This window comes from Luteimonas terrae (genome assembly GCF_004358165.1).
Classification (GTDB): Bacteria; Pseudomonadota; Gammaproteobacteria; order Xanthomonadales; family Xanthomonadaceae; genus Luteimonas; species Luteimonas terrae.
On record NZ_SMTG01000002.1, the window covers coordinates 1,594,492 to 1,618,187 of the forward strand.

The 23,696-nt window shown below is 66.7% G+C and carries 19 protein-coding genes; 9 read left to right on the forward strand and 10 right to left on the reverse strand.

What is annotated here, in order from left to right:
- Positions 1-55 precede the first annotated feature (55 nt).
- From trhA to E2F49_RS07340, 3 genes are all read left to right on the forward strand, one after another.
- On the forward strand, positions 56-709 hold the full coding sequence (gene trhA, locus E2F49_RS07330; protein ID WP_133393198.1) for a PAQR family membrane homeostasis protein TrhA: 654 nt from the start codon (positions 56-58) through the stop codon (positions 707-709).
- A gap of 48 nt (positions 710-757) precedes the next feature.
- Positions 758-1,156, forward strand: a complete 399-nt coding sequence (locus E2F49_RS07335) for a hypothetical protein (RefSeq protein ID WP_133393199.1) — start codon at positions 758-760, stop codon at positions 1,154-1,156.
- A gap of 74 nt (positions 1,157-1,230) precedes the next feature.
- Positions 1,231-3,213 carry an AsmA family protein gene (locus E2F49_RS07340; protein ID WP_133393200.1) on the forward strand — a complete coding sequence of 661 codons (1,983 nt, stop codon included), beginning with the start codon at positions 1,231-1,233 and terminating at the stop codon, positions 3,211-3,213.
- A 3-nt stretch (positions 3,214-3,216) separates the two neighbouring features.
- Here the strand turns inward: E2F49_RS07340 and E2F49_RS07345 are convergent, their stop codons facing one another.
- Together E2F49_RS07345 and mtgA are read right to left on the reverse strand one after the other, a co-directional pair.
- Positions 3,217-4,185 (reverse strand): glycosyltransferase family 2 protein, encoded by a 969-nt coding sequence (locus E2F49_RS07345; protein ID WP_133393201.1) that lies wholly within the window; start codon positions 4,183-4,185, stop codon positions 3,217-3,219.
- Positions 4,182-4,940: a monofunctional biosynthetic peptidoglycan transglycosylase gene (gene mtgA / locus E2F49_RS07350; protein WP_133393202.1), complete on the reverse strand. Its 759-nt coding sequence runs from the start codon at positions 4,938-4,940 to the stop codon at positions 4,182-4,184. The genes E2F49_RS07345 and mtgA overlap by 4 nt, the downstream gene beginning before the upstream one ends.
- 58 nt (positions 4,941-4,998) lie before the next feature.
- Between mtgA and hslO the strand changes: the two genes are divergently transcribed.
- The 3 genes from hslO to E2F49_RS07365 all read left to right on the forward strand — a co-directional run bounded on the left by hslO (position 4,999) and on the right by E2F49_RS07365 (position 10,020).
- Entirely contained in the window at positions 4,999-5,901 is a 903-nt protein-coding gene (gene hslO / locus E2F49_RS07355) for an Hsp33 family molecular chaperone HslO (RefSeq protein WP_133393203.1), read from the forward strand.
- 104 nt (positions 5,902-6,005) lie between these two features.
- Positions 6,006-6,857 (forward strand): XOO1806 family protein, encoded by an 852-nt coding sequence (locus tag E2F49_RS07360; RefSeq protein ID WP_055249386.1) that lies wholly within the window; start codon positions 6,006-6,008, stop codon positions 6,855-6,857.
- Between the two features lie 268 nt (positions 6,858-7,125).
- The gene (locus E2F49_RS07365) at positions 7,126-10,020 is read left to right on the forward strand and encodes a TonB-dependent receptor domain-containing protein (RefSeq protein ID WP_055249389.1); all 2,895 of its coding nucleotides are present in this window, start codon (positions 7,126-7,128) and stop codon (positions 10,018-10,020) included.
- 646 nt (positions 10,021-10,666) lie between these two features.
- Here E2F49_RS07365 and E2F49_RS07370 read toward each other — a convergent pair.
- The 6 genes from E2F49_RS07370 to E2F49_RS07395 form a co-directional block, all read right to left on the reverse strand.
- On the reverse strand, positions 10,667-12,364 hold the full coding sequence (locus E2F49_RS07370) for a putative 2OG-Fe(II) oxygenase (protein WP_133393204.1): 1,698 nt from the start codon (positions 12,362-12,364) through the stop codon (positions 10,667-10,669).
- 10 nt (positions 12,365-12,374) lie between these two features.
- Entirely contained in the window at positions 12,375-12,857 is a 483-nt protein-coding gene (locus E2F49_RS07375; RefSeq protein ID WP_133393205.1) for a hypothetical protein, read from the reverse strand.
- 23 nt (positions 12,858-12,880) lie between these two features.
- Positions 12,881-14,155 (reverse strand): aspartyl/asparaginyl beta-hydroxylase domain-containing protein, encoded by a 1,275-nt coding sequence (locus tag E2F49_RS07380; protein ID WP_133393206.1) that lies wholly within the window; start codon positions 14,153-14,155, stop codon positions 12,881-12,883.
- Positions 14,156-14,246: 91 nt separating this feature from the next.
- On the reverse strand, positions 14,247-16,019 hold the full coding sequence (locus E2F49_RS07385) for a phosphoenolpyruvate carboxykinase (GTP) (protein ID WP_133393207.1): 1,773 nt from the start codon (positions 16,017-16,019) through the stop codon (positions 14,247-14,249).
- 79 nt (positions 16,020-16,098) lie between these two features.
- Positions 16,099-16,842 carry a helix-turn-helix domain-containing protein gene (locus E2F49_RS07390; RefSeq protein WP_165971144.1) on the reverse strand — a complete coding sequence of 248 codons (744 nt, stop codon included), beginning with the start codon at positions 16,840-16,842 and terminating at the stop codon, positions 16,099-16,101.
- Positions 16,843-16,864: 22 nt separating this feature from the next.
- The gene (locus E2F49_RS07395) at positions 16,865-17,485 is read right to left on the reverse strand and encodes a TetR/AcrR family transcriptional regulator (RefSeq protein WP_055249399.1); all 621 of its coding nucleotides are present in this window, start codon (positions 17,483-17,485) and stop codon (positions 16,865-16,867) included.
- Positions 17,486-17,669: 184 nt separating this feature from the next.
- On the opposite strand from E2F49_RS07395, the gene E2F49_RS07400 reads away from it, so the two are divergent.
- The 3 genes from E2F49_RS07400 (at position 17,670) to E2F49_RS16630 (ending at position 21,115) form a co-directional block, all read left to right on the forward strand.
- A complete protein-coding gene (locus E2F49_RS07400) occupies positions 17,670-20,150 on the forward strand; it encodes an acyl-CoA dehydrogenase (RefSeq protein ID WP_133393209.1) in 2,481 nt (826 codons plus the stop codon).
- 93 nt (positions 20,151-20,243) lie between these two features.
- Positions 20,244-20,726 carry a hotdog fold domain-containing protein gene (locus E2F49_RS07405; RefSeq protein ID WP_133393210.1) on the forward strand — a complete coding sequence of 161 codons (483 nt, stop codon included), beginning with the start codon at positions 20,244-20,246 and terminating at the stop codon, positions 20,724-20,726.
- 209 nt (positions 20,727-20,935) lie between these two features.
- On the forward strand, positions 20,936-21,115 hold the full coding sequence (locus E2F49_RS16630; protein ID WP_243713500.1) for a hypothetical protein: 180 nt from the start codon (positions 20,936-20,938) through the stop codon (positions 21,113-21,115).
- Positions 21,116-21,126: 11 nt separating this feature from the next.
- Here the strand turns inward: E2F49_RS16630 and E2F49_RS07415 are convergent, their stop codons facing one another.
- Together E2F49_RS07415 and E2F49_RS07420 are read right to left on the reverse strand one after the other, a co-directional pair.
- Entirely contained in the window at positions 21,127-22,260 is a 1,134-nt protein-coding gene (locus tag E2F49_RS07415; protein ID WP_133393211.1) for an NAD-dependent epimerase/dehydratase family protein, read from the reverse strand.
- A complete protein-coding gene (locus tag E2F49_RS07420) occupies positions 22,244-23,611 on the reverse strand; it encodes an NTP/NDP exchange transporter (RefSeq protein WP_133393212.1) in 1,368 nt (455 codons plus the stop codon). Before E2F49_RS07420 ends, E2F49_RS07415 begins: the two co-directional genes overlap by 17 nt.
- Positions 23,612-23,696: the final 85 nt, after the last annotated feature.

A 23,696-nucleotide genomic window follows, 5' to 3' on the forward strand; every position in this document is an offset into this window, starting at 1 on the left:
CAGGACGTCGGCATCCGGCCATAATCGACGGCGTCCCTTCCCCCACCGGACGCCGATGAACGCCCCTGCCCTCACGCTGCGCCAGAAGCGCGAAGAACTCGCCAGCGCCCTGACCCATGGCCTGGGCGCAACCGCGGCCCTGGCCGGCGGCGCGGTGCTGATCACGCTCGCGGCGCTGTACGGCAACGGCTGGCAGCTCGGCGCGTCGATCGTGTTCGGCGTCTCGCTGCTGCTGCTTTACCTGGCGTCCACGCTCTATCACGCGATAAACCACCCGGTCGCCAAGGGCCGGCTCAAGGTCTTCGACCACTGCGCGATCTACCTGCTGATCGCCGGCACCTATACGCCGTTCACGCTGATCGGCCTGCGCGGCACGCTGGGCTGGTGGCTGTTCGGCACCATCTGGACGCTGGCGCTGGCGGGCGTGGTGTTCAAGCTATTCTACACCGGGCGCTTCCGCGGCCTGTCGACCGCGATCTACGTGGCGATGGGCTGGCTGGTGGTCATCGCCATCGGCCCGGTCGCCGCCGCCCTCGATACCTGGACGCTGAGCTGGATCATCGCCGGCGGCCTGTTTTATACGCTGGGCACCTTCTTCTACATGCGCGATTCGATTCCGTACGCGCATGCGATCTGGCACCTGTTTTGCATCGGCGGCAGCGTCTGCCACTACGTGGCGGTGCTGGCGCAGGTCGTGCCAGCGCGTTGAGCGCGCGGGCGCATGATGTCCACCTTCGAAGCCACGCGGGGTTTTCGCATGCGACGCATATCCGTTTCCGTTCTCGTTGCCGGCACGCTCGCACTGTCGGCCTGTACACCCGACGCACCGCCTGCGCCGCCCGCGCCTGCTGCGCCCGCACCGCCCGCCGCACCCGCGCTTCCGCCTGCGCCGGAAACGGTGACCGCGCGCTACGACTGCCCTGGCGCGGCGGTGGTCGAGATCATCCGCGACGGTCGCTTCGCGCGCTTGCGGATGACCGACGGGCGCATCGTCAATCTGGGCGTGATCCGCGGCAGCAAGCCGCCGGTCTGGTCGGAAGTCGGATTGCGCTTCGTCACCAGCGACGACGGCGCGGAACTCTCGCAGGACAACGGCCGCACCGTGCGCTGCTCGGTCGCAGGGCTCGAAACCGACACGCCCGAGACCGTGGACTGAGCGCTTCGCGCAACGGAATGTTCACCCGTATTTGACCGGAGCGCGTCGATGGTGGCCTTGCACAAGGACCCGCCATGACGCCGACACCGACGACCGCCACGACCCCGAGACATCCGCGATTGCAAGGCCTCGCATCCTCGCGGCCGTTGCGCATCGGGGCACTCGTCCTGCTGGTCGCGATCGTGTTGTTGATCCTGTTGTGGGACTGGAACTGGTTCAAGGGACCGGTCGAACGCATCGTCGAAGCGCGCACCGGCCGCGCGCTCGTCATCGGTGGCGACCTCGACGTGGATCTGGGCCGCACGACCACCGTGCGCGCCGATGCGTTGCGGTTCGCCAATGCCGACTGGTCCGAGTCGCAGACGATGGCATCGGTCGAACGGCTGGAAATCCAGTTCGAAGTCTTCCCGCTGCTGTTCAAGCGCGAGGTCCGTCTGCCCGAAATCCGGCTGGTGAAGCCGATCCTGCGGCTGGAGACCGATCCCGACGGCGGCCCGGGCAACTGGGACATCGCGTTCGGCGACGGAGGCGACGGCCCGCCGCCGCAGATCCGCCGCCTGTGGGTCGAGGATGGGCGCCTGCGCTTTCTCGATGTTCCCGGCCAGACCGACATCGATGTGCGCCTGTCGAGTCGCGAATCACGCGGCGGCGAAGATGCCGCGCCTGCCATCGCCATCGAAGGCGGCGGCAGCTGGACGGGCAACCGTTTCACCCTCGAAGGCATGGCCGAATCGCCGTTGGCGCTGCAGGACACCGACAAGCCCTATCGCATCGACCTGCGCGCACGCGCGGGGGCAACCCGCGCGCACGTGCGCGGCGCGCTGGTCGCACCGTTCCAGCTGCGCGATTTCGATCTGCAGTTCGGGCTGTCCGGCCGCAACCTGGCGGATCTGTATCCGCTTGTCGGCGTTGCCCTGCCCGATACGCCGCCCTATGCGCTCGACGGCCGCCTGACCCGCGACGCGGCCACGAACACCTGGCACTACGACGGCTTCACCGGCAAGGTCGGTCAGAGCGATCTCAACGGCTCGGCCGCGGTGACGCTGGGACGCGACCGCCCGTTTCTCAAGGCCGATCTGGTCTCCAGGCGTCTCGACTTCGACGATCTCGCCGGCTTCGTCGGCGGCACGCCCGATGCCGACAACGGCGAAGCGCTCGATCCCGAGCTCGTGGAGCGCGAACGTGCGCTCGCGGCCAAAGGTCGCGTGCTCCCCGACACGCCCTATGACCTGACCAAGCTCCGGTCGATGGATGCCGATGTGCGTCTGCGCGCGCAGCGCATCAACGCGCCGAGCCTGCCGATCGACGACATGGACGCGCATCTGAAGCTCGATGCCGGCCTGCTGCGTCTCGAGCCGCTGAACTTCGGCGTCGCCGACGGCACGATCCGCTCGAACATCCAGCTCGACGCCCGTCAGGACACCATCGACACGCGCCTGCAGGCGTCCGTGCGCCGGATCAGTCTCGGCGGCCTCTTCCCGCCCGACACGCTGGCCGGTGACGCGGTCGGTCGCATCGGCGGCGACTTCAATCTGGGCGGTACGGGCAATTCGGTGGCCGCGATGCTCGGCACGGCGAACGGCGATGTTGCCGTCGGCATGGGCGCCGGGCGCGTGAGCAACCTGCTGGTCGAGCTGGCCGGCATCGACATCTACGAGGCGCTGAAATATCTGATCGGCAAGGACAAGCAGATTCCGGTGCGCTGCGCGTTCGCGGACTTCGGTGTGCAGCGCGGTGTCATGCAGACGCGCGCGTTCGCATTCGACACCACCGACACGATCATCATCGGCGAAGGCACGATCAACCTGCGCGAGGAACAGCTCGACCTGCTGCTCAAGCCGCGTCCGAAGGATCGCAGCTTCCTCGCCCTGCGCACGCCGCTGACGATCGGCGGCACCTTCGCCGATCCGAGCTTCCGGCCCGACCTCGCGCGGCTGGGCCTGCGCGGGGCGATCGCGATCGCGCTGGGCACGATCACCCCCCCGGCCGCCCTGCTCGCGACGCTGGAACTCGGCGGCGGCGAAGACAGCGGTTGCGGCGGCCCCTACGCGAAGTAGGGATCAGCGATCCGCCAAGACGCCCGGCCCGGGCGCCGGATGCCAAGCGCTGACCAGATACAGCGGACGCTGCTTGGACTCCTCGTACAACCGTCCGAGGTACTCGCCGATCACGCCCAGCGCGACCAGCTGCACCCCGCCGAGGAACAGGATGACCGCCATCATCGTCGGCCAGCCGGCAACGCGGTCGCCGTACATCATCGCCTTGGCGATCACGTACAACGCGAACGCGAACGCGCCGCAGGCCGTGAGCACGCCGACGTAGGTCGCCAGGCGCAAGGGCGCGGTCGAGAAGCTGGTCACGCCGTCGAGCGCGAAATTCCACAGCCGCCAGAAGCCGAACTTGGTGCGGCCGGCGATGCGTCGCTCGCGCGCATACGGCACGGCGATCCGGTTGAACCCGACCCAGCCGAACAGGCCCTTCATGAAGCGGTGTCGCTCGCGCAGCTGCCGCAGTCCGGCGAGTGCGCGCTCTGACAGCAGGCGGTAGTCGCCGGTATCGGCCGGCATCGGCGTCTTGGCCAGACGCTGCATCACGCGATAGAACAAATGGGCAGTCGACCGCTTGAGCCAGCTCTCGCCGTCCCGGCTCAAGCGCGTGCCGTGGACGTCGTCGAAACCCGCGCGCCAATGTGCGACGAACCGGGGAATCAGTTCCGGCGGGTCCTGCCCGTCGGCATCGAGAATCATCGCCGCGCCTTCGGTCACAAGATCCAGACCGGCGGTCAGCGCGATCTCCTTGCCGAAGTTGCGCGACAGCCGCAGCAGCGCCACACGCGCATCGCCTGCGGCCAGGCCCTGCATCACCTCCCAGGTCGCATCGCCACTGCCGTCGTCGACGTACAGCACACGCGCCTCGAGTCCGTCGGCCGCCAGCACGTCCATCACCGCGGCGATGCGCGGATGCAGCACCGGCAGCGCGCGCGCCTCGTCGAAGGCCGCGACCACGATGGTCAGGCGCTGCACGCTCATCGCAGCGACTCCAGATACGCCTCGCCGCCGATCTGGCGCGCGTTGCGCTGGATCCATTGCGCGCGACGCTGCACGTACGGCCCGGGCCGCGATGCGCTGTAGCGGCGTGGGCTGGGCAGCGTCGCGGCCAGGCGCGCACTTTCGTTTGCGCCCAGGCGCGCCGCGTCCTTGCCGAAGTGGCGCTTCGCCGCGGCCTGCGCGCCGTAGATGCCGTCACCGAATTCGGCGACGTTGACGTAGACCTCGAGGACCCGTGTCTTCGGCCATAGCGTCTCGATCAGCAGCGTGTAGTAGGCCTCCAGCCCTTTGCGGAACCAGCTGCGGCCGCTCCACAGGAACAGGTTCTTGGCGGTCTGCTGGCTGATCGTGCTGGCACCGCGCATGCGGCCGCCACGCGCGTTGTGCGCGCGGGCCTTTTCGATCGCATCGAGATCGAAGCCGCGGTGCCGGGCGAAGTTCTGGTCTTCGGCGGCGATCACCGACACCGGCAGCGATGGTGCGATCCGGTCGAGATCGCGCCACTGGTAATAGAGATGGAAGTCGCGCTCCCCGCCGGTCCAGGCCTCGATCTGGCGGATCGCCATGAAGCTCGAGAACGGAGGATCGACAAACCGCAGCACCAGCACCTGCAGGATCGGCAGCACGATGGCCAGCACCGCGAGCCAGCAAAGCCGCTTCAGCCAACGCCGGACGAACGACGGGCGCGCTTGCGGGGCGGCGTGGCCGCCCCCATGTGGGGAATCCGGATGCTCCATGGCGGCCACTCTATCGGGCGCCCCCGACATCGCCAATCGAAATCCCCTGCGAGCCGACATGACCGACATCGAACAGCCCGACAGCGACCGCCTCTCCCGCTTCCTGCTGCAGACCGCCGGCGTGCGGGGCGTGCGTGTGCACCTGCACGAGGCCTGGCAGGCCGTGCGCGCGAACGGCCCCTACCCCGCGGCTGTCGACGAAATGCTGGGCGAAGCCTGCGTCGCCTCGGCGCTGTTCACCGGACACGCCAAGGTCGACGGGCGGCTGTCGGTGCAATTGCGCGCGCCCGGTCCGCTGCGCACCCTGTTCGCGGAGTGCACCGCCGCCGGCACGATCCGCGGCATCGCCCGGTACGACGGCGACGGCAGCGACGTGTCACGCGATCTGCGCGCGCTCGGCGACGAGGCGATGCTCGCGATCACCATCGAGAATCCGTCGCCCAATCGTGAGCCCAACCGCTACCAGGGTCTCGTCGCGCTGACGTCGGGCTCCCTGTCGGAGGCTTTCGAGGACTACTTCCGCCAGTCCGAGCAGTTGCCCACGCGCGTGCTCCTGGCCGTCGACGGCGACCGCGCCGCCGGCTTGATGGTGCAGAAGCTGCCGGGCGACACCGGCGACGACGATGGCTGGAATCGCGTCGGCGCCCTGTTTGACACCCTGTCGACGGATGAACTGCTCCGATGGCCTACCGAAACGCTGCTTACGCGTCTGTTCCCGGAAGACGCCCCGCAGGTGCTCGGGGAGAAACCACTGGCGTTTGGCTGTTCCTGCTCTCGGGCCCGGGTCGAGGCGATGCTGGTCTCGTTGGGCGCCGAGGAGGCGCGTGCTGCGGTCGTCGACGGCGAAGCGCGCGTGGTCTGTGAGTTCTGCGGCACCGCGTACGCGTTCACTGGCGAAGAGGTCGAAACCTTGCTCGACACGCCGGTCCCCGATGTCGAAGCGGCAGACCGGCTGCAGTGAGTCGCGATTGGGTCGCCTGCAGGATTGTTAAATAAACATAAACGCTCTAGAGTCACGGATCGAACGATAGGGGAACTTCCCGGAACGGACCGGGTCACACGGCCATGCGACTGCCCGTCACGCGCCTGATGCTTGCTCTCGGCCTTGCCCTCGCGGCGGCCTCGGGCGCGTCTGCGCAGGAAAAGCGCAACCAGACCGTGCTGCCCGTGCTCGACACCTCCGGCAAGGTCGAAGCGTTCCTGGTCCTCGAGCCGGCGAGTGCGAACCCGGCCAGCCGTCGCTGGCGTTTCGGCGACAACCAGTTCGACGCCGCGTTCGGCCTGGAGGCCGGCAGTTCCCTCGCCCTGCTCTGCAGCCCGGGCAGCAGCTTCAACGGCGCGGTCAGCAGCCTTGCCCGCAATTGCCAGCTGGCCTCGGTCGGCGACGGCACATCGGGCAACCGCCGCGCCAGCGCGACGGCCAGCATGAGCCGCCCGGGCGGCGGGGTCGGTCTGAGCTTCGGCGAAGGCCGCGAGACCCTGCCCGCCTGGCTCAGTCCCTCGCGCGCCGCCTCGGCTGGCGAGGTCGACGTGCACGATCTCACCGTGTTCGCCAAGAAGGATGTGGGTGACGACGCCTATGTCTCGCTCGCCGGCACCCTGGCCAAGGCCACGCTGATCCCCAGTGCCGCGGCGCCGGCCAACCTCAGCGACCACTGGACGAGCCGCAGCCTCAGCGTCGGCGGCGGCATCGGCCGTTTCAGTGCCAACATCGTCGGCCAGGTCGTCGACACGCCAGGCCTCCCCAAGTGGGAAGGCGTCGGCCTCGGCGTCAGCTGGCGCACGCCCTGGAGCGGCCAGCTCACCGTGGGCGCCGACAACGTCATCACCCGCGGCAAGAACCCGTTCTCGAAGATGACCGAGAACGCGGACGACGAGGGCGCGGTGCCGTATATCCGGTATCAGCAGGATCTGTAGGCCGCTTCAGGTCGGAACCTTCCGCAAGTCCCTGGAAATCGCAGCGGCGCGCGGCCGCTGAGACCTGCCGACACATCGAAATCGACGTCCCGCAAGCGATTGCCGGGAGGCAATGCTGTGCATCGAGCACAGCGCGCGCTCGTAACAAGTCTTTAATTTCCAGTCAGGCGACGCTAGGATCGGTCCACCTTGCCGTTTTTGGCGCGTCGTTTGACGTCGCGAGCGCGGTGAGGGCGGGGGGAATCCTACGAATCTTCTGGAGAGAGAGATGAGCTTGAAGACCAACAAGCTGCGGGACGCGATTGCCATCGCGCTCATCGCAGGCGCAACCGGGATGGCCGGTACGAGCACTGCATTCGCGCAGGAGGCGCAAGGTTCCACAACCGCAACCGATCTCGACACGATCACCGTCACCGGTTCGCGCATCAAGAGTCAGACGTTCACCGCATCAAGTCCGATCACGGAAATCAGCGGCGAAGAGTTCACCACCTACGGCGCGACCACGGTCGAGGATCTTGTGAACCAGTCGCCGCAGATCGACCTCAGTTTCGACAATTTCGAGAACAACGGGTCGTTCGGTCACGCCACCATCTCCATGCGTGGCCTGGGTCCGCAGCGCACCTTGACGCTGGTCAACGGTCGCCGCCTGCCGGCAAGCCGGAACGAAGTCACCGATCCTTCGATCGTGCCCGCCGCGCTCATCCGCCGTGTCGACATTCTTTCAGGCGGCGCATCCGCTGTTTACGGCGCCGACGCCGTCGCCGGCGTCGTGAATTTCGTCCTGGACGACAAGTTCGAAGGCGCCAGCTTCAACCTCGGCTATTCGGCTTATCAGCACAACAACGACAACCGTGCGATCCAGGCCCTCAATGAAGAAAGTGGATTCGACTATCCCACCGGCAACTCCGGCTTCGACGGCATCAGCCGCAACGCGGAAGTCGTGCTCGGCGGCAGCTTCGCCGACAACAGGGGCCACGCGGTTGGCTGGCTGACCTGGCGCGAGAACGAAGCGCTTTTTCAAGGCCAGCGCGACTACTCCAGCTGTGCGGTGTATTTCGACGCACCCGTATGCGGCGGCTCTGGCACCGCAGATCCAGGCCGGTTCCTCGTCAATCAGTTCGCGAACGGCGCCGTCGTCCCGTGGCCGCAGGGAACCGACAACAACTTTGTCTACAACGGCAGTGGCTACGAGAATGGTTTCCCGCTCTACAACTACGCGCCGATCAATTTCTATCAGCGGCCCGACAAGCGCGTGACGGCGGGTTTCATGGGCAGCTTCGAAATCAACGAGCATTTCGAGCCCTACATCGAGGCGTTGTTCCTGGAACGCAGTTCGGACCAGCAGATCGCCGAGTCCGGCGCCTTCGGTGTACCGGTCAACGTGGCTTGTGACAATCCGCTGATCGGCACGCTCTGCGCGGACACCGGGGTCACCACGCCTCAAGCACGCGTCACGCTCTACAAGCGCAATGTCGAAGGCGGTCCACGCATCCATCTGAGCGACGACACCAGCCACCGCATCACCACCGGTGTACGCGGTGCGTTCTTCGACTCGTCTTGGACCTACGACGTGTCACTGCTGTCCGGCAAGACCAAGACCATCGATATCGGCAAGAACGATTTCCTCAACAGCCGCATCGCCGCGGCCGCGCTCGGCTGTACCGATCCGGTCTACGGCACCTTCGCCGGCTGCACGCTGTACGACATCTGGAACAACAACATCAGCCAGGAAGCGGCAGATGCGATGGCAGGTACCAGCTTCAGTATCTACAAGACGAGCTATCGCGCCTTCTCCGCGGAAGCCAATGGCTATCTCGGATTCGGTTTCCCGACTGCCGACGGAGAGGAGATCGGCTTGGCGTTCGGTATGGAGCGTCGCGACTACTCGTATGAAACCGAGTACGACGGCGATTCGGCAGCAGGCAATTTCGCCGGCGCCGGTGCAGCCAACCTGCCGGTGAATGCGTCGAATACCGTGAACGACTTCTTCCTGGAGGCTGCGCTCCCCATCTACGTCGGCACTGGCGCCTTCAACCGCTTGGATGCATCGCTCGGCTACCGGTATTCGGATGACGATACCTCGGGAAATTACGACACCTACAAGCTCGGCCTGAGCAGCTCGTTCCTCGACAACAAGCTCCTCGTACGGGCTGGCTACAATCGTGCCGTCCGTGCGCCCAGCCTCAACGACCTCTACTACCCGCAACGCATCGCACTCAACACGGGCGGCACCGATCTGTGCGCGGGCCCGAATCCCAGCTACACCGCCGAGCAATGCGCGCGCACGGGCGTTCCGCTTTCGGTATACGGCAATGTGCCGAGCAATCCGGCCAACCAGTACAACAACATCACCGGCGGCAATCCCAGCCTCGCGCCTGAAGTCGCAGACACCTACACAGTCGGCTTCGCCATCGAGCCCATCGAGGACCTCAACCTCTCGCTCGACTGGTACAGCGTGGAGATCGAAGGGGCGATCGCAGGTATCGGCTACAACACCATCCAGATTCTCTGCATGGAACAGGGCCTGTACTGCGATCGGATCAACCGCGACGCGCGCTCCGGCGATTACGATCTCTGGATCGGCCAGGCCTCGGATCCCGGGACGGGCAACATCAACAACCTGCAGGACAACATCGGCATCTTCAAGCGTTCGGGTCTGGATCTGGCCGCAAGCTATGCGATGACGGTGGGCCCGGGCCGGCTGACCACCACGCTGGGGGGCAATTACGTTCTCAAGGACTACACCCAGACGCTCGATTCCGAGCCCAGCACCGGCTTCGACTGCAAGGGACTGGTGAACGACACCTATGGCTGCCAGACGCCGAAGTGGCGTCACGTTGCTGCTGCCCGTTATTCGTGGGATCGCTATGCGCTCGGTCTACGCTGGCGCTATGTTGGCGAGATGGACTACAAGGACGTCGACGGCAGCACGATCCAGGACGGCGTTATCTGGATCGAGAACGGGGTGCCTTCGTACAGCTACCTCGATCTCAACGGCAGTGTGAATTTCGGACCTGCCGTGATTTCTCTCGGTGTCAACAACGTCCTCGACAAGGAGCCGCCGTTCGTGGGCGACAGCGGTCTGGCGGCGAATGCCAACGCGTTGGGCGGTTACGATCAGGCCGGCCGGTACTTCTTCGGCAGCGTCTCGCTGAAGTTCTGACTTGCATCGAACGTCGTCAAAAAGGGGCGGGCCACTGGCCTGCCCCTTTTTTCACACCGCAGCATCCAACTTGCAGCTTCCCGCCCAGTCCCCGCAGGCGCGCGCCCTGGCCAGCACGCTGACGCGTGGTATCTCTCCAGTCAAAGTTCGTGCGTGTAGCCTCGCACCGGCTTGTCGTCCAACTCACGCACCATAGCCTTCGACTGGCGTTCCCGCGCTTCCCAGCGCTCCGCCGTGTGACACACCCGCTTTCGCATCCGACTGCCGGTCACATCTTCATAGCGACAGATCTTCTCATTGCTTGCCGGTACGTCAGCAGGCAGTGCCTCTGTCGCCGCCGGGCTCTCAGGCGGCGGCGCCTGGCCGCTGACCTGCCCCGAGAACGCCAGACACGCCATCAGCGCCCCCGAAGCCACAACGGCGCGGCGCGACCGCTCCCCAACCGGAGCAAAGGGACCAGGCCGAAGAGACCGTGAACAACCGAAAGCTTCGATACGCATGCGAAAGACCTCGGGTGAAGGAGGATGGATGTCGACCGGTCATCACATACTGCGCTCAACGCGAGCGGTGCACCACCCTGACCGATGCCGCTCCGTCACGGGTTCCGGCGGCGCTCGACGATGGACGCACGCGAGATCACCCGTTGTCAGTCAGCTTTTTCGTTGGGCTGCATGTCGAAAGCGATTGTCAGCCGTGATTCGGGCGCATCGAAAGGTACCGTGCCGTGCCACATGTAGGACGGAAACAGCGCAAGGTATCCGGGCGCCGGCCGGATCATCCGGCGCGGCGAGAGATCGAGACCGAGTGACTCCAAAGGCGCCCCGAACTGGAGCCAGCCATCTCGCGCAGGCGAATTCGCATCACGGACGCCTGACGGTACCGATACATGGAATGCCGAACTTGCCCAGCCCTGCGGATGAATGTGGTTGGAGTGGCGACCCGAGGCCTTGAGTCTGACCGACCACGATCCTGCCCAACGCACGCTCGACATTCTGCGCCCGAGAAATGGATGATGCAGGTCCTTCGGCAATGCCGCGAGCCAGGTTTCGACCGCCGCACGCGTTGCACGCTCGGTCGCCTGGATCACTTCATTGTCACGGCCGAACAACTGCCCCGCAGTCTGCGTGCCGCCTCGGACACTCTGGCTGATCGGCGCCCGGCTGGCGCCATGCAGCCTGGCGAGCGCCTCCGTCAACGCATCGAGGAATATCGAAGCATCCGGGTAGCCGTCCGGAGGGGGAACCTCGACATACGCGACCAGCCTGTCGTAATCGCACAGCCAGTCCTCGCGCGCATCGCCGGCGAGACGCCATGCGGTTCCCCGATGCGCCCACGCTTCCTGATTGTGCGGCTCGACGCCGATCGCGCGTCCGGCCAAGGCCTCGGCGAGATCGAACGTGCCGGTGCGGAACGCGTGTCGCGCGTAGGCGTTGAGAAAAGCCGGCATCTTGCCCAGTCCGCTACGGTCGGCCGCTGCATAAAGACGTGCCGCCCGGTCGGGCATGTGGAGCATGTCGAGAGCGTCGGCGGTGAACCAGTCCAGCAGAGGGTCGGCCGCATCAAGCGCTCCCCTGAGTCGATCCAGCACGTGCAGGGCCTCATCGGCGCGCTCGGCAGACAAGAGCATGCGCGCGAGTCCCAACTGCAACTCATGGTTGTCGGGTTGAGCAGAGGCAGCGGCAAGAAACGATCCGAATGGATCCTCGTCCGGTGTTTGCTCGGCCCCGTGTTCTCGCAGCAGTCTGCTCAAAGTCTCGTGTGCAAACGTCATGCGGGGGTGACGGGCCACAAGCTGCTGCGCATGCACCAGCGCCTCGTCTGTTCGACCGGAATCGGCAAGCACGCCGGTGATGGCGTCGGTGACTGCAAGACTGCCTGCGCTGTCCGGATCCAGCAACGACTCGGCGCGCCGATACGCGGTCAACGCCTCGTCGATCCGCCCCGACATCCTCAGTGCGACGCCCAGATCCACCCACGTTGACGCCAGGTCCGGAGCGAGCGCAAGCGCCTTGCGCAACACCGGCACTGCGGATTCGTACAGAGTATCGGCGCGCAAGCCCTTCCCGAGGCGAGCGAAACTCGTGGCGTAGTTGCGAAGCACAGTCGCATTGCCGGGCGCCAGCGCGAGCGCCCGCTCGAATGCGCGCTCTGCCTCTCCAGGCATTCGTGTATCGGCAAGACACATCCCCAGAAGTTGCCAGGCATCGGCAGCGCGCGGCGCCTGCGCGATCAGATCTCTGGCGATTCGCAATGCCGATGCGGACTGTCCTGCCTGCAGGTATGCGATCGCACTGCGAAAGCGCGTTGCCTCGGACGGGCTCAACGAACTGGAAAGCAGCGTCACGCCTGCCGCTTCAACGGACTCTGCGAACGCGCACCATCACACCGCTGGGCGTTCTGAGCTGATAACTGCCGAGCGCGCCATTGCGAAGTTGCACCACGTCGCCCGATCGGACGTGACCGTTGCTGTTCGCGTCCGCCTGCATCCAGACCTGTCCATTGTCGAGTTCGAAGCGTCGCTGGCCGCCTCCCCCGTGCGCCACGCTCACCACGCGGGATTCGATGCGGTCCGGTGCCACCTGCGCGATACCGCCGCCTCCCCCCGTTACCTTCCGTCCGTGGCCACGCGTCAGGCCGAATCCCGCCTGCGCCTGTTGCGCATCCGCGGCGACGACCTCCCCTGGAAGTGGAAACGCCTTGTCGTAGCAGGCGAGACGTTCGGCCGGCGCAGACACGCGTGCGCAAGGATGCGGCGCTTCCTCGGTCGCCCCAGCTGCGAGTGGTGTCGCGAGTCCCCACACAATCAGCAACGACGCAACGCGCATCGGCGTCTCCATCGGGTGGACGCGAAGAGAATACCTCAGAGCACATCATCCCCACTGCGCCACTCGCGCATTGCGCCGGCGAGTGCCGAAGCCATCTCCCGCTCTTCCCGTCCGAGCAGAGGATTCCACACATCGAACATCAGAATCACCCGAGTCTGATCGCTGTCATTGCGTGCTTCGTGCTCGATCGTGTCATCGAATACCCAGCATTTTCCCTCGCGCCACTGACGCCAGTCGTAACCGACCCGGTAGCGGCATCCCTCGGGAACGACAAGCGGCAGATGTGCCACCAGACGCACGTTCGTCTCTCCGGTATGGGGCGGAATGTGCGCGCCCGGCGCAAGAGCCGAAAACATGGCGTTGGGACACAGACCGGGAATGTCGACCGTGTCGATCAGCGAGAGTGCCTCGGCAGTCTGCGGACACTGCACAAGGTGTTCCTGCACGGGTTGCCCATGCGCATAGAGATGAAAGCCGCTCCAGTTCCGCGAATGATTGAGCTTGTCCCACTGGTTGACGGGATCTCCAGGCCGGTACTGGATGTAGGGAACGAACTCGCCGCCACGTCTGGCCAGCATGTCCTGTAGTTCCGACTTGATCGCTTCGGTACGCGACTCGAGTTCATGCATCCAGGGAAACAGCGCGTCGTCGTAGAACGTGAGCGCAGGAAGACGCGGGGCGAAAAGCTGGTTGCATTCCGAGTGATACGGCCGCGTCCGGCCGGCAAGGATCGAGACGGCCTCGTCCCAGCGATTGGCCACGGCTGCATCCGCCGCGTTGCGACTGGCCGCGATCCGGTGCGCCAGGAATCCAGTGAGTTCGTCCGTCTCATCCTTGACCATCTTCCGCGCGTGTTCCAGCCTCCGACGCAACGCCGCGGGCCACTGCGACTCGTCCGCCGCAACCTTGAGGGCATCTCGGAACATCGCCGCAGCCACGCGGGGCCGGCGCTGTCGCTCGACGAACTCTGCCTTGCTCAGCAGCCCGGGCAGGAAGTAGGGGTCGATCTCCAGTGCAGCGATGATCGCGCTCCATTCCTGGTCGAGCTGGGAAAGCTCGCGGAACACGCGCGACAACGTCAGCACGATCATCGGATCGCGCGGCGCGCGCGCGCGCGCATCCTGCAGAAATTCCAGAGCTCCGAGCGAATCCCCGCGTTGGAACGTATGCACGCCAAGACTGAACAACGCTTGGACATTGCCTGGATCAAGCGCGCGAACTTGCGCCCACAAGCGCTCGGCATCCTGCCAGCGGCCCTCTGCCGCCGCGCGCCCTGCTGCCTGGGCCAGACCGGCCAGAGAATCGGTCACGCCTGCCTTCCCGAAACGTCCGTTAAGGACATCCACCCGATTCTAGCCACGATGCCGGTGTCCAATACAGCGTCGCCGGCTGGCAGCGCGATCAGGATTCGGGAACAGCGCGCAGTGCCGTCTCGAAATCCTGAGGAAGACGTGGGCGATAAGTCGCGAGCGAGCGCCCGGCCTCGGCGCGATCCGCGTCCCAGAGCTCGGGTTCGTAACCGAGAATTGATGCGCGCTCCGTTTCCAATTGAACGGATGCTGGCATCTGGATCGAGTCGATTACGGGTAGCAGACCGAGCGGAGATGTTTCGGCAGCCGCATGACCGGTCACCCGCCCTACGATCCACTCCAGCACCCGCAGGTTCTCGCCGAAGCCCGGCCACAGGAAATGGCCGTCGGCGTCCTTGCGGAACCAGTTGACGTGGAAGATCTTCGGCAGCTTCGCGCCGGGCACGTCGAACGAAAGCCAGTGCGCAAAATAGTCGCCGAAGTGATACCCGCAGAACGGCTTCATCGCCATCGGGTCGCGCCGTACGACGCCGACCTGGCCGGTCGCGGCGGCGGTGGTTTCCGAGGCCATCGTCGCGCCGACTAACACACCATGGGCCCAGTCGCGGGCTTCGAAGACCAGCGGCATCGTGGTCGCGCGACGGCCACCGAACACGATCGCGCTGATCGGGACACCCTGCGGGTCCTCCGCGCGCGGCGACCAGCTGGGGCATTGACGCGCAGAGACGGTGAAACGTGCATTGGGATGCGCCGCCGGTCCGTTCGCGGGATCGTAGGGACGTCCCTGCCAGTCAAACGCCGGCACGCGATCGTCGAGACCTTCCCACCACGGCTGGCCGTCTCCGGTGAGCGCCACATTGGTGTAGATCGTGTCGCGCTGGATCATCGCCAGCGCGTTGGGGTTCGACTTCGCCGACGTGCCCGGTGCCACGCCGAAGTAGCCGGCCTCGGGGTTGATCGCCCACAGGCGACCATCGGTCCCCGGCCGCATCCAGCAGATGTCGTCGCCGACCGTCCAGACCTTCCAGCCGGCTTCGAGATAGGTTGCCGGCGGCACCAGCATCGCGAGATTGGTCTTGCCGCAGGCGCTGGGAAATGCCGCTGCGATGTAGTGCGTCTCGCCTTGCGGATTCTCGATGCCGACGATCAACATGTGCTCGGCCAGCCAGCCCTCCTCACGCGCCTGCCACGACGCGATGCGCAGGGCGTGGCACTTCTTGCCGAGCAGCGCGTTACCGCCGTAGCCCGAGCCATAGGACTGGATCGACAGCTCCTCGGGGAAGTGCATGATGAAACGGCGGTCCGGATCGAGCTCACCCAGCGAGTGCAGCCCGCGGACGAAGCTGCCTTCGCGCTCGATGCGACGCAGCGCGGGCGCGCCCATGCGCGTCATCAGGCGCATGTTGGCGACCACATATGGCGAGTCGGTGATCTCGACGCCGCAACGCGCGAGTGGCGAATCGATCGGACCCATGCAATAGGGCACGACGTATAGCGTGCGGCCGCGCATGCAGCCCTCGAACAGCGCGTCCATCTTCCGGTGCGCCGCGTCGGGTGCCATCCAGTGGTTGTTCGGGCCGGCGTCTTCGGCATCCCGCGTGCACACGAAGGTCAGATGCTCGACGCGCGCGACGTCGTCGGGATCGGAGCGATGCAGCCAGCATCCCGGATGCGTGTCTGGATTGAGCGGGATCAGCGTGCCATCGGCCTGCAGCTGCGACAGCAGGGCGTCGTACTCGGCATCGCTGCCGTCGCACCAGTGGATCGCATCGGGTCGCGTCAACGCGGCCACCTCGGCGACCCAGTCCGCGAGTGCCTGCAGGCGGGTCCCGGCTTCGGGCGGCGAACAAGGCACTGCGTTCATGGCGACTCCTGCGAACGGGACGCCGCAGTCTAATCGTCACATCTGCAACCGGTCGCGCTGCGTCGCAACACTCCGCGACTCAACGCGCAGGCGCGCGCCTGTAGCGATCGAACAGCTGCAACATCCACGGCTTCTGTGCCAGCACCAGGCTGATGCCGGTGCGGGCCGCGACGTCCAGTCCCGCATCGCGCGCCAGCAGACTATCGAACTCGCGCGCGAGATCCTCGAGGCGCGCGCGCATCTGGGCGATGCCTTCGCGACCGAGACTGCCGCTCAACAGGAACAATGCATCGCAGTCACCGGTAAACGGCGCGGAGAAATAGTCACCCAGCAGCGTCGTGCGGAAATGCCGCTCCATCGGCCCGTCGCTGCGCCAGCGGAAGTTGCGCGCGGTCAGCGTGCGGGTGCGGTTCTCCGGCAGCAGTTCGATGATGCCCAGCCGATCCAGCCGCATCAGCAGATGCGTCCACTTCGGAATGTCGAAGTCGAAGAGCGCCAGCACATCGGCCTGCGACCAGCGGTTGATGCTCAGAAACATTGCCAGCATCAACGCCGGGTCGTCGACCAGCGCCTGTTCCTGCGTCTCGTCGAGGCGCGCCATCGGTTCGCGACCACGCCCTGCAGCGCCGCTGAGTTCCTCCAGGCCGATGCCGAGCACGTCGCAGATCGACTCCAGCCGCACCAGCGTCATCGCGCGCCGCGAAAACATGCGCTTGACCGCCGCCTCGCTCAGGCCAAGACGCTGCGCCAGCGTGCGGTACGTCATGCCCTGCGCGCGCAGGGCGCACTTGAGTGCATCGACGAGATCGACGGACAGGCTCATCGCGGCACGCGGAACGCTGCGGTCAGGCCGGCACCAGCGTCTGCGCAAGATGTTCGACGTAGGCGTCGAACTCGTCCTGCTGCATGCGCGCCTGGTGCAGCTGCAGGTTGAGCTGCAGGAATCCCACGTAGGCGGCATAGGTCAGCCGCGCGCGATGCTGCGCATCCTCGCGACCGAGGCCGGCCTGGCGGAACGAGGCGGTGAGGTAGTCGAGGCGGCGCTTGGAGACGCGCTCGATGACCGGCTGCACGGTGGCATGGTCCTGGGCCTTGAGCAGCGCGCTGTAGATGACGTGCGACTTGTACTCGCGCGCGACCATGTGGAACAGCGCGCGCAGGCGTTCGCGTGCGTCGGGCACTTTTTCCAGCGCGCCGAACAGTGCTTCCTGCTCGACGTTCTCCCAGCGCTCCAGTGCGGCCTGCAGCAGCGCGTCGCGCGAGGGGAAGTGCCAGTAGAAGCTGCCCTTGGTCACGCCCAGGCGGCGCGCCAGCGGTTCGACCGCGACGGCCTGCACGCCGGTTTCGGCGATCAGGTCGAGCGCGGCCTGAGCCCAGTCATCGGCGCTCAGTCGGCCGGGACGTTCGGGCGGCGGCGCGTCGTTCGACGCGGCCGCAGCCGCGGTTTTCGGGGCAGGTCTGGTCATCGCGACAGTCTATCCATACGCATCCATCCGCAACAGTATCGACACGCCCGACACGCCTCGGCTGGCACATTGACTTCGCCGGAACGCGTCACCATACTCGACCGTACGGACAGCATCGGGACCCGCCCGTGCAGCCGGCCATGCGCCGGCTCCGCCACCTGCCACGCCGATTGCCGGAGTTGATATGAGCGTCGCGATTCCCTTCCTCGCCTTCCTGCTGGTGGGCGCCTTCGCCGCCTACCATCGCCTGCGCCTCGCCTACTGGGCGGCGATCACCGTCACCGTGCTGCTGGCCTGCTGGCTGCTGGGCGCCAATGCGACCGCGACGATCGTCGCCGCCCTGCTGGTCGCCGCGATCTCGGTGCCGCTGCTGATCGCGCCCGTTCGCAAGGCGCTGGTCACCACGCCGCTGCTGTCGTTCTTCCGCAAGGTGCTGCCGCCGCTGTCGCAGACCGAGCGCATCGCGCTGGAAACCGGCTCGGTCGGGTTCGAGGGCGAACTGTTCACCGGCGATCCCGACTGGCAGAAGCTGCTCGACTATCCCAAGCCGCAGCTCACCGCCGAAGAGCAGGCCTTCCTCGACGGCCCCGTCGAAACGCTGTGCGGCATGATCAACGACTGGGAGATCACCCACGTCCACGCCGACCTGCCGCCGGAGCTGTGGGATTACATCAAGCAGAACAAGTTCTTCGGCATGATCATCCCGAAGGAATACGGCGGTCTGGGGTTCTCGGCGCTGGCGCACCACAAGGTGATCCAGAAGCTGGCATCGGTGTCGAGCGTCGTCAGCTCGACCGTCGGCGTGCCGAATTCGCTCGGCCCGGGTGAACTGCTCAACCACTACGGCACCAAGGAGCAGAAGGACCACTACCTGCCGCGCCTGGCGATCGGCCAGGAAGTGCCGTGCTTCGGTTTGACCGGGCCGTTCGCCGGCTCCGACGCGACGTCCATCCCCGACTACGGCATCGTCTGCAAGGGCGACTGGAACGGCGCGAACGTGCTCGGTGTGCGCCTGACCTTCGACAAGCGCTACATCACTTTGGCGCCGGTGGCGACGCTGATCGGTCTGGCCTTCCGCATGTACGACCCCGACGGCCTGATCGGAGACACGCAGGACATCGGCATCACGCTGGCGTTGCTGCCGCGCGAGACGCCGGGCGTGGACATCGGCCGTCGCCACTTCCCGCTCAACTCGCCGTTCCAGAACGGCCCGATCCACGGCAAGGACGTCTTCATTCCGCTGAGCCAGCTGATCGGCGGCGCCGAGATGGCCGGCAAGGGCTGGAACATGCTCAACGAGTGTCTGGCCGTGGGCCGTTCAATCACCCTCCCCTCCACTGCCTCGGGCGGTGCGAAGGCCGGTGCGGTGGTGACCGGCGCGTATGCACGCATCCGCAAGCAGTTCGGTCTGTCGGTCGGCCGCTTCGAGGGCGTCGAGGAAGCCCTCGCGCGCATTGGCGGCAAGGCCTATGCGATCAGCGCGCTGTCGCAGGCGACCGCGGCCGCGGTCGATCGCGGCGACGTGCCGTCGGTGCCCTCGGCGATCGCCAAGTACCACTGCACCTCGATGAGCCGCGAAGTCATCAGCGACGTCATGGACGTCGTCGGCGGCAAGGGCATCATCCTCGGCCCGAAGAACTTCGCCGGCCGCAGCTGGCAGGCAGCGCCGATCGCGATCACCGTCGAAGGCGCGAACATCATGACGCGCAGCCTGCTGATCTTCGGCCAGGGCGCGATCCTCTGCCATCCGTGGGTCATGAAGGAGATGAAGGCGGCGCAGGATCCGGATACCCAGCGTGGTCTCGAGGAATTCGACCGTAACCTTTTCGGCCACATCGGCTTCGCGATTTCCAATGCGGTGCGCTCGTTCTGGTTCGGCCTGACCGGCGCGAAGATCGGTGCCGCGCCCGGCGACGACTACACCCGCCGCTACTTCCGCAAGCTCGATCGCTATTCCGCGAATCTCGCATTGATGGCCGACGTGTCGATGCTGACGCTGGGCGGCAAGCTGAAGTTCAAGGAATCGCTGTCGGGTCGCCTCGGCGACGTGCTCAGCCATGTCTACATGACCAGCGCGATGCTCAAGCGCTACCACGACGAAGGCGCGCCTCAGGCCGACCAGCCGCTGCTGGCCTGGGCCTTCCACGACAGCGTGCACAAGATCGAGGTCGCCCTGTCGGCGGCGCTGCGCAACTTCCCGATCCGTCCGATCGGCTGGCTGATGTGGGCGCTGATCTTCCCGTGGGGCCGTCGCGCCGAAGCGCCGGGCGATCGTCTGTCGCGTCGCGTCGCCGCCCTGCTGATGGCGCCGAACGAGGCGCGCGCGCGTCTCGCCCAGGGCGTGTTCCTGACCCCGTGCGAGAACAACCCGGGTGGCCGTATCGACAGCTACCTCGCCAAGGCGATCGCAGCCGAGCCGGTGGAGCGCAAGTTCCTCAAGGCGCTCAAGGCCAAGGGCATCGAGGCGCTGGACTACGACGCGCAGCTCGACGAGGCCGTGCGCGAAGGCCACATCACGGCCGAAGAGCGCGCGTTGCTGGTGGAACTGCGCGAGCTCACCCTCGACACGATCACCGTCGACGACTTCGACACCGAGGAACTGCGTTCGGCCGGCTATCGCGCCCCGGCGCAGGCCGCCGACGACCGGTCGCGCGAAGCGGCCTGATCTTGGACCGCGGATGATCTCGACGACGGCGGGCCAGTCCCGCCGTCGTCGCATCCGGCTATTGCGCACGCATTCCGATCCGCGGAGATCGACATGACCGCACCATTGCTCAAGCTTCGCGACAAGCTCGTCCGCTGGCCCGGTGGTGCCTGGCTGTTCGGATTCCTCGTCTGCCGCAAGGCGCCCTACTTCGCCAGCATCGCGCCGCGCATCACCGTGCTGCGCGTCGGCCATGGCGAAGCGACGATGCGCCACCGCCGCGCGGTGACCAACCACATCGGCACGGTGCACGCGATCGCGCTGTGCAATCTGGCCGAACTGATCGGCGGACTGACCACCGAGGTCAGCATTCCCGCATCGATGCGCTGGATTCCGAAAGGCATGACGGTCGAATACCTCAGGAAGGCGACCGGGACGATGCATGCGACTGCGACGCCCGCCTTCGCACCGCACACCGCGGACGCCGGCTATGCATTGCCGATGCAGATCGTCGTCCGCGACACCGCCGGCGATACGGTGTTCCGCGCGGAGATCGCGATGTGGGTGTCGCCGCGCACACCGGCACGCGGCGGGTGACGCCGTGGGCACGGTCGACGGGCTGATCTTCGCCTGCGGCATCCACAGCGCCGGGTTCGCGCTGTTCCATCTCGGCTTCTGGCGCCTGTTCGACTGGCCACGCACACTGCGGAGCACGACGCGTCCGAACCGCGCGATCCTGCAGATCGCCAATGCACAACTGGTCTGGGTATTCAGCGGCATCGCACTGCTGTGCTTCGCGATGCCCGATGCACTCGCGGCTTCCGCTCGGACGTGCGGTGCTCGGCGGCATGGCCGCGTTCTGGTGGCTGCGGCTGGGACTGCAGTTCGTCTGGCTGCGGGTGCATCACCCGCTGGTGCATGGACTCAGTGTGGCATTCGCGGTGGGCGCGGTGATGTTCACCGTCGCGGCCCTGGGTCGTCCGTAAGCGCCGCGTGATCAGGAACTCCGCGCGTGCCAGGCCGCGAGCACGGCGGCTTCGCGCTCGGGCGATAGACCCGACTTCGGCGCGGCGCGTCTCTCGGCGGGCTGCGCGCGCCACCAGGTCAGCGTGTCGCGCACCGTGTCGTCGATCGGGCGATGCGTCAGCCCGGCCGCGACTGCCCGGTCGACACGCGTCCTGCCGAAGCCCGCGTACTCGCCGACCGGCGCGATCCACACCGGCATGTCCGACCACGCCTTGACGTCCTGCGTCTCGAGGAAATCCGCCGGCAGCCATGTGAGCCGTGCGTCGGGCGCGCCACCGGCCGCCTTCGCCTGCCGCACGCAGCTGTCGAGCAGGCCGCCCATCGTCAGCGTGCCCGGCGCGGCATCGGCATTGAATACGCCGGTCGTGTCCTGTTCGATCAGGTGCAGCAGGAAGGCGGCGAGGTCGCGCACGTCGATGCACTGCGTCGGGTCCTGCGGCGTGCCCGGCGCGGCGATCTCGCCGCCGCGATCCACGCGCGCCGGCCACCAGGTGAAGCGGTCGGTGGGATCGCCCGGACCGACGATCAGCCCCGGCCGCACCACCGAGGTCTTGCCGGGCAGCGCGTCCTGCGCGGCGCGCTCGCAGGCGGCCTTGAGCCCGCCGTAGGTTTCGCCGGTGATCGTGCGGGTTTCCGGATCGGTCAGCGTCGCCAGCGGGCTGTCCTCGTCATTGGCGATGTCGTTGCGGGCGTAGACCGAGATCGACGAGATGATCTGGTAGTGGCCGACGCGCCCGGCCAGCAGCCCGGCGCTACGCGCGACGTCGCCGGGAAAGTACGCCGAGGTGTCGAGCACGGCATCCCAGCGCCGGTCGCCTTCGAGGGCGGCCAGATCGTCCTTGCGATCGCCGCGCAACTGTTCGATGCCGGCGAGCGGCGTGCCGTCGAAACGCGTCGGATTGCTGCGGCCGCGGTTGAACAGGGTCAGCGTGTGACCACGCGCGTGCGCGCGTTCGACGAAGTGCGGGCCGAGGAAGCCTGTGCCGCCGAGCACCAGCAGCTTCAGCGGCCGCGCGGGGCGGTCGGCGGCGAACACAGATGCCGGCAATGCCGCGAGCGCCGCGGCGGTCAGGCTGTGGGAGAGGAACTCACGACGGCTTGCCATGGGCGTGCTCCGGGGACCGGCCCGTTGCCGGCTGTTCCGGAAGCCTGCGCTCGGCGCGGATCACCCGCCATGCGCCGAAGGTCATGCCCAGCGCGATGCCGATGCCGGCGACGAACACCACCTGCGAGCCCAGCGTCGCCAGCGCCTTGTGCACCCAGACGAAGGTCAAGTCGCCACCGCGGTAGACGGCCGTGTCGATGACCGCCTTGGCCTTGTAGCGCGACTCGCGGTCCACGCGGGTGTAGAGCGTCTCGCGCGCGGGCTTGGCCAGCGAGAACTCGCTCGAGCGCGTCATCACCTGCACCACCGCGATCAGCAGCGGATACGGCGATGCCGACAGCAGCGAGAAGCCGATCAGGATCGCCACCGCCGGCAACAGCAGCAGCGGCGCGACGCCGTAGCGCCGCAGCAGCCAGCGCGTCAGCAGCAGCTGCACGAGGATGGTCAGACCGGCGACCGCCCAGTCGATCATCGAGTAGTAGCGCGTCGCGGCTTCGGCGGTGGGATACAGCCGCCGCACGATCGCGGCCTGTTCGTTGTAGAGCAGCGTGCCGACGCCGACACCGAAGAACATCAGCATCGCCAGACCGCGCAGCAGCGGATCGGCGGCGATGAGCTTGAGCCCCGCCCAGATCGAACCACCGATTGCCTGCTCGCCGCGCTCACCGCGCACGGCCTCGTTGCGGCGCGCCCAACCGCGCAGCTTGAGGATGCACAGCAGGCACACGCCGAGAAACCCGATCGAGACCAGAGTCAGGTCGGCCACGCCGATCCGCTGCACGAGCGTCGTCGTGATCAGCGGCCCGACGAATGCACCGATCGTGCCGCCGGCGCCGATGTAGCCGTAGTAGCGCTTGGCGTGTGCGTTGTCGAACACATCGGCCATGAAGCTCCAGAACACCGTGACCGCGAACAGGTTGAACACCGCGATCCAGATGAAGAACAGCGCGCCGCGCCCCGACAGATCGCTGTCGAAAGCCCAGCGGAAACCGAGCAGGCAGACAATGAAGACCAGATACACCACCGGCAGGAACACGCGTCGGGGATAGCGCGACACCAGCGCGCCGTACAGCGGCTGCAGCAGCAGCATCACCACGAAGGTGCCGGTGAACAGCGCCTGCAGCGTGAAGTCGCCCAGCGCGATGCCGCGCGCCGCGGCCCAGTCGAGCAGGAAGGCGGGAAACACAGTCGAAGCATCGGACGAAGCGCCCATCGCATCGCGCACCGGGCGCAGCACGTAGTAGCCGCACAGCAGGCAGAAGAAGTACAGCAGCGCCCACCACAGCGGCGGCGACTCCGCCAGCGCGGCGCGCAGCCGCGGGCGTGGGGGCGGCATGGCGGGGGGACGCATGGCGGGCTCCGGACGGACCGCGGCACGTTAACGCAACGCCGTGACCGCCACCAGCGCAGCGCCGGCACGGAGCGGTGCGCGGAGC

Coding starts and splice junctions, on each gene's coding strand:
- trhA (WP_133393198.1), top strand. CDS start 56: ATGAACGCCCCTGCCCTCACGCTGCGCCAGAAGCGCGAAGAACTCGCC.
- E2F49_RS07335 (WP_133393199.1), top strand. CDS start 758: ATGCGACGCATATCCGTTTCCGTTCTCGTTGCCGGCACGCTCGCACTG.
- E2F49_RS07340 (WP_133393200.1), top strand. CDS start 1,231: ATGACGCCGACACCGACGACCGCCACGACCCCGAGACATCCGCGATTG.
- E2F49_RS07345 (WP_133393201.1), bottom strand. CDS start 4,185: ATGAGCGTGCAGCGCCTGACCATCGTGGTCGCGGCCTTCGACGAGGCG.
- mtgA (WP_133393202.1), bottom strand. CDS start 4,940: ATGGAGCATCCGGATTCCCCACATGGGGGCGGCCACGCCGCCCCGCAA.
- hslO (WP_133393203.1), top strand. CDS start 4,999: ATGACCGACATCGAACAGCCCGACAGCGACCGCCTCTCCCGCTTCCTG.
- E2F49_RS07360 (WP_055249386.1), top strand. CDS start 6,006: ATGCGACTGCCCGTCACGCGCCTGATGCTTGCTCTCGGCCTTGCCCTC.
- E2F49_RS07365 (WP_055249389.1), top strand. CDS start 7,126: ATGAGCTTGAAGACCAACAAGCTGCGGGACGCGATTGCCATCGCGCTC.
- E2F49_RS07375 (WP_133393205.1), bottom strand. CDS start 12,857: ATGGAGACGCCGATGCGCGTTGCGTCGTTGCTGATTGTGTGGGGACTC.
- E2F49_RS07385 (WP_133393207.1), bottom strand. CDS start 16,019: ATGAACGCAGTGCCTTGTTCGCCGCCCGAAGCCGGGACCCGCCTGCAG.
- E2F49_RS07390 (WP_165971144.1), bottom strand. CDS start 16,842: ATGAGCCTGTCCGTCGATCTCGTCGATGCACTCAAGTGCGCCCTGCGC.
- E2F49_RS07395 (WP_055249399.1), bottom strand. CDS start 17,485: ATGACCAGACCTGCCCCGAAAACCGCGGCTGCGGCCGCGTCGAACGAC.
- E2F49_RS07400 (WP_133393209.1), top strand. CDS start 17,670: ATGAGCGTCGCGATTCCCTTCCTCGCCTTCCTGCTGGTGGGCGCCTTC.
- E2F49_RS07405 (WP_133393210.1), top strand. CDS start 20,244: ATGACCGCACCATTGCTCAAGCTTCGCGACAAGCTCGTCCGCTGGCCC.
- E2F49_RS16630 (WP_243713500.1), top strand. CDS start 20,936: ATGCACTCGCGGCTTCCGCTCGGACGTGCGGTGCTCGGCGGCATGGCC.
- E2F49_RS07415 (WP_133393211.1), bottom strand. CDS start 22,260: ATGGCAAGCCGTCGTGAGTTCCTCTCCCACAGCCTGACCGCCGCGGCG.
- E2F49_RS07420 (WP_133393212.1), bottom strand. CDS start 23,611: ATGCGTCCCCCCGCCATGCCGCCCCCACGCCCGCGGCTGCGCGCCGCG.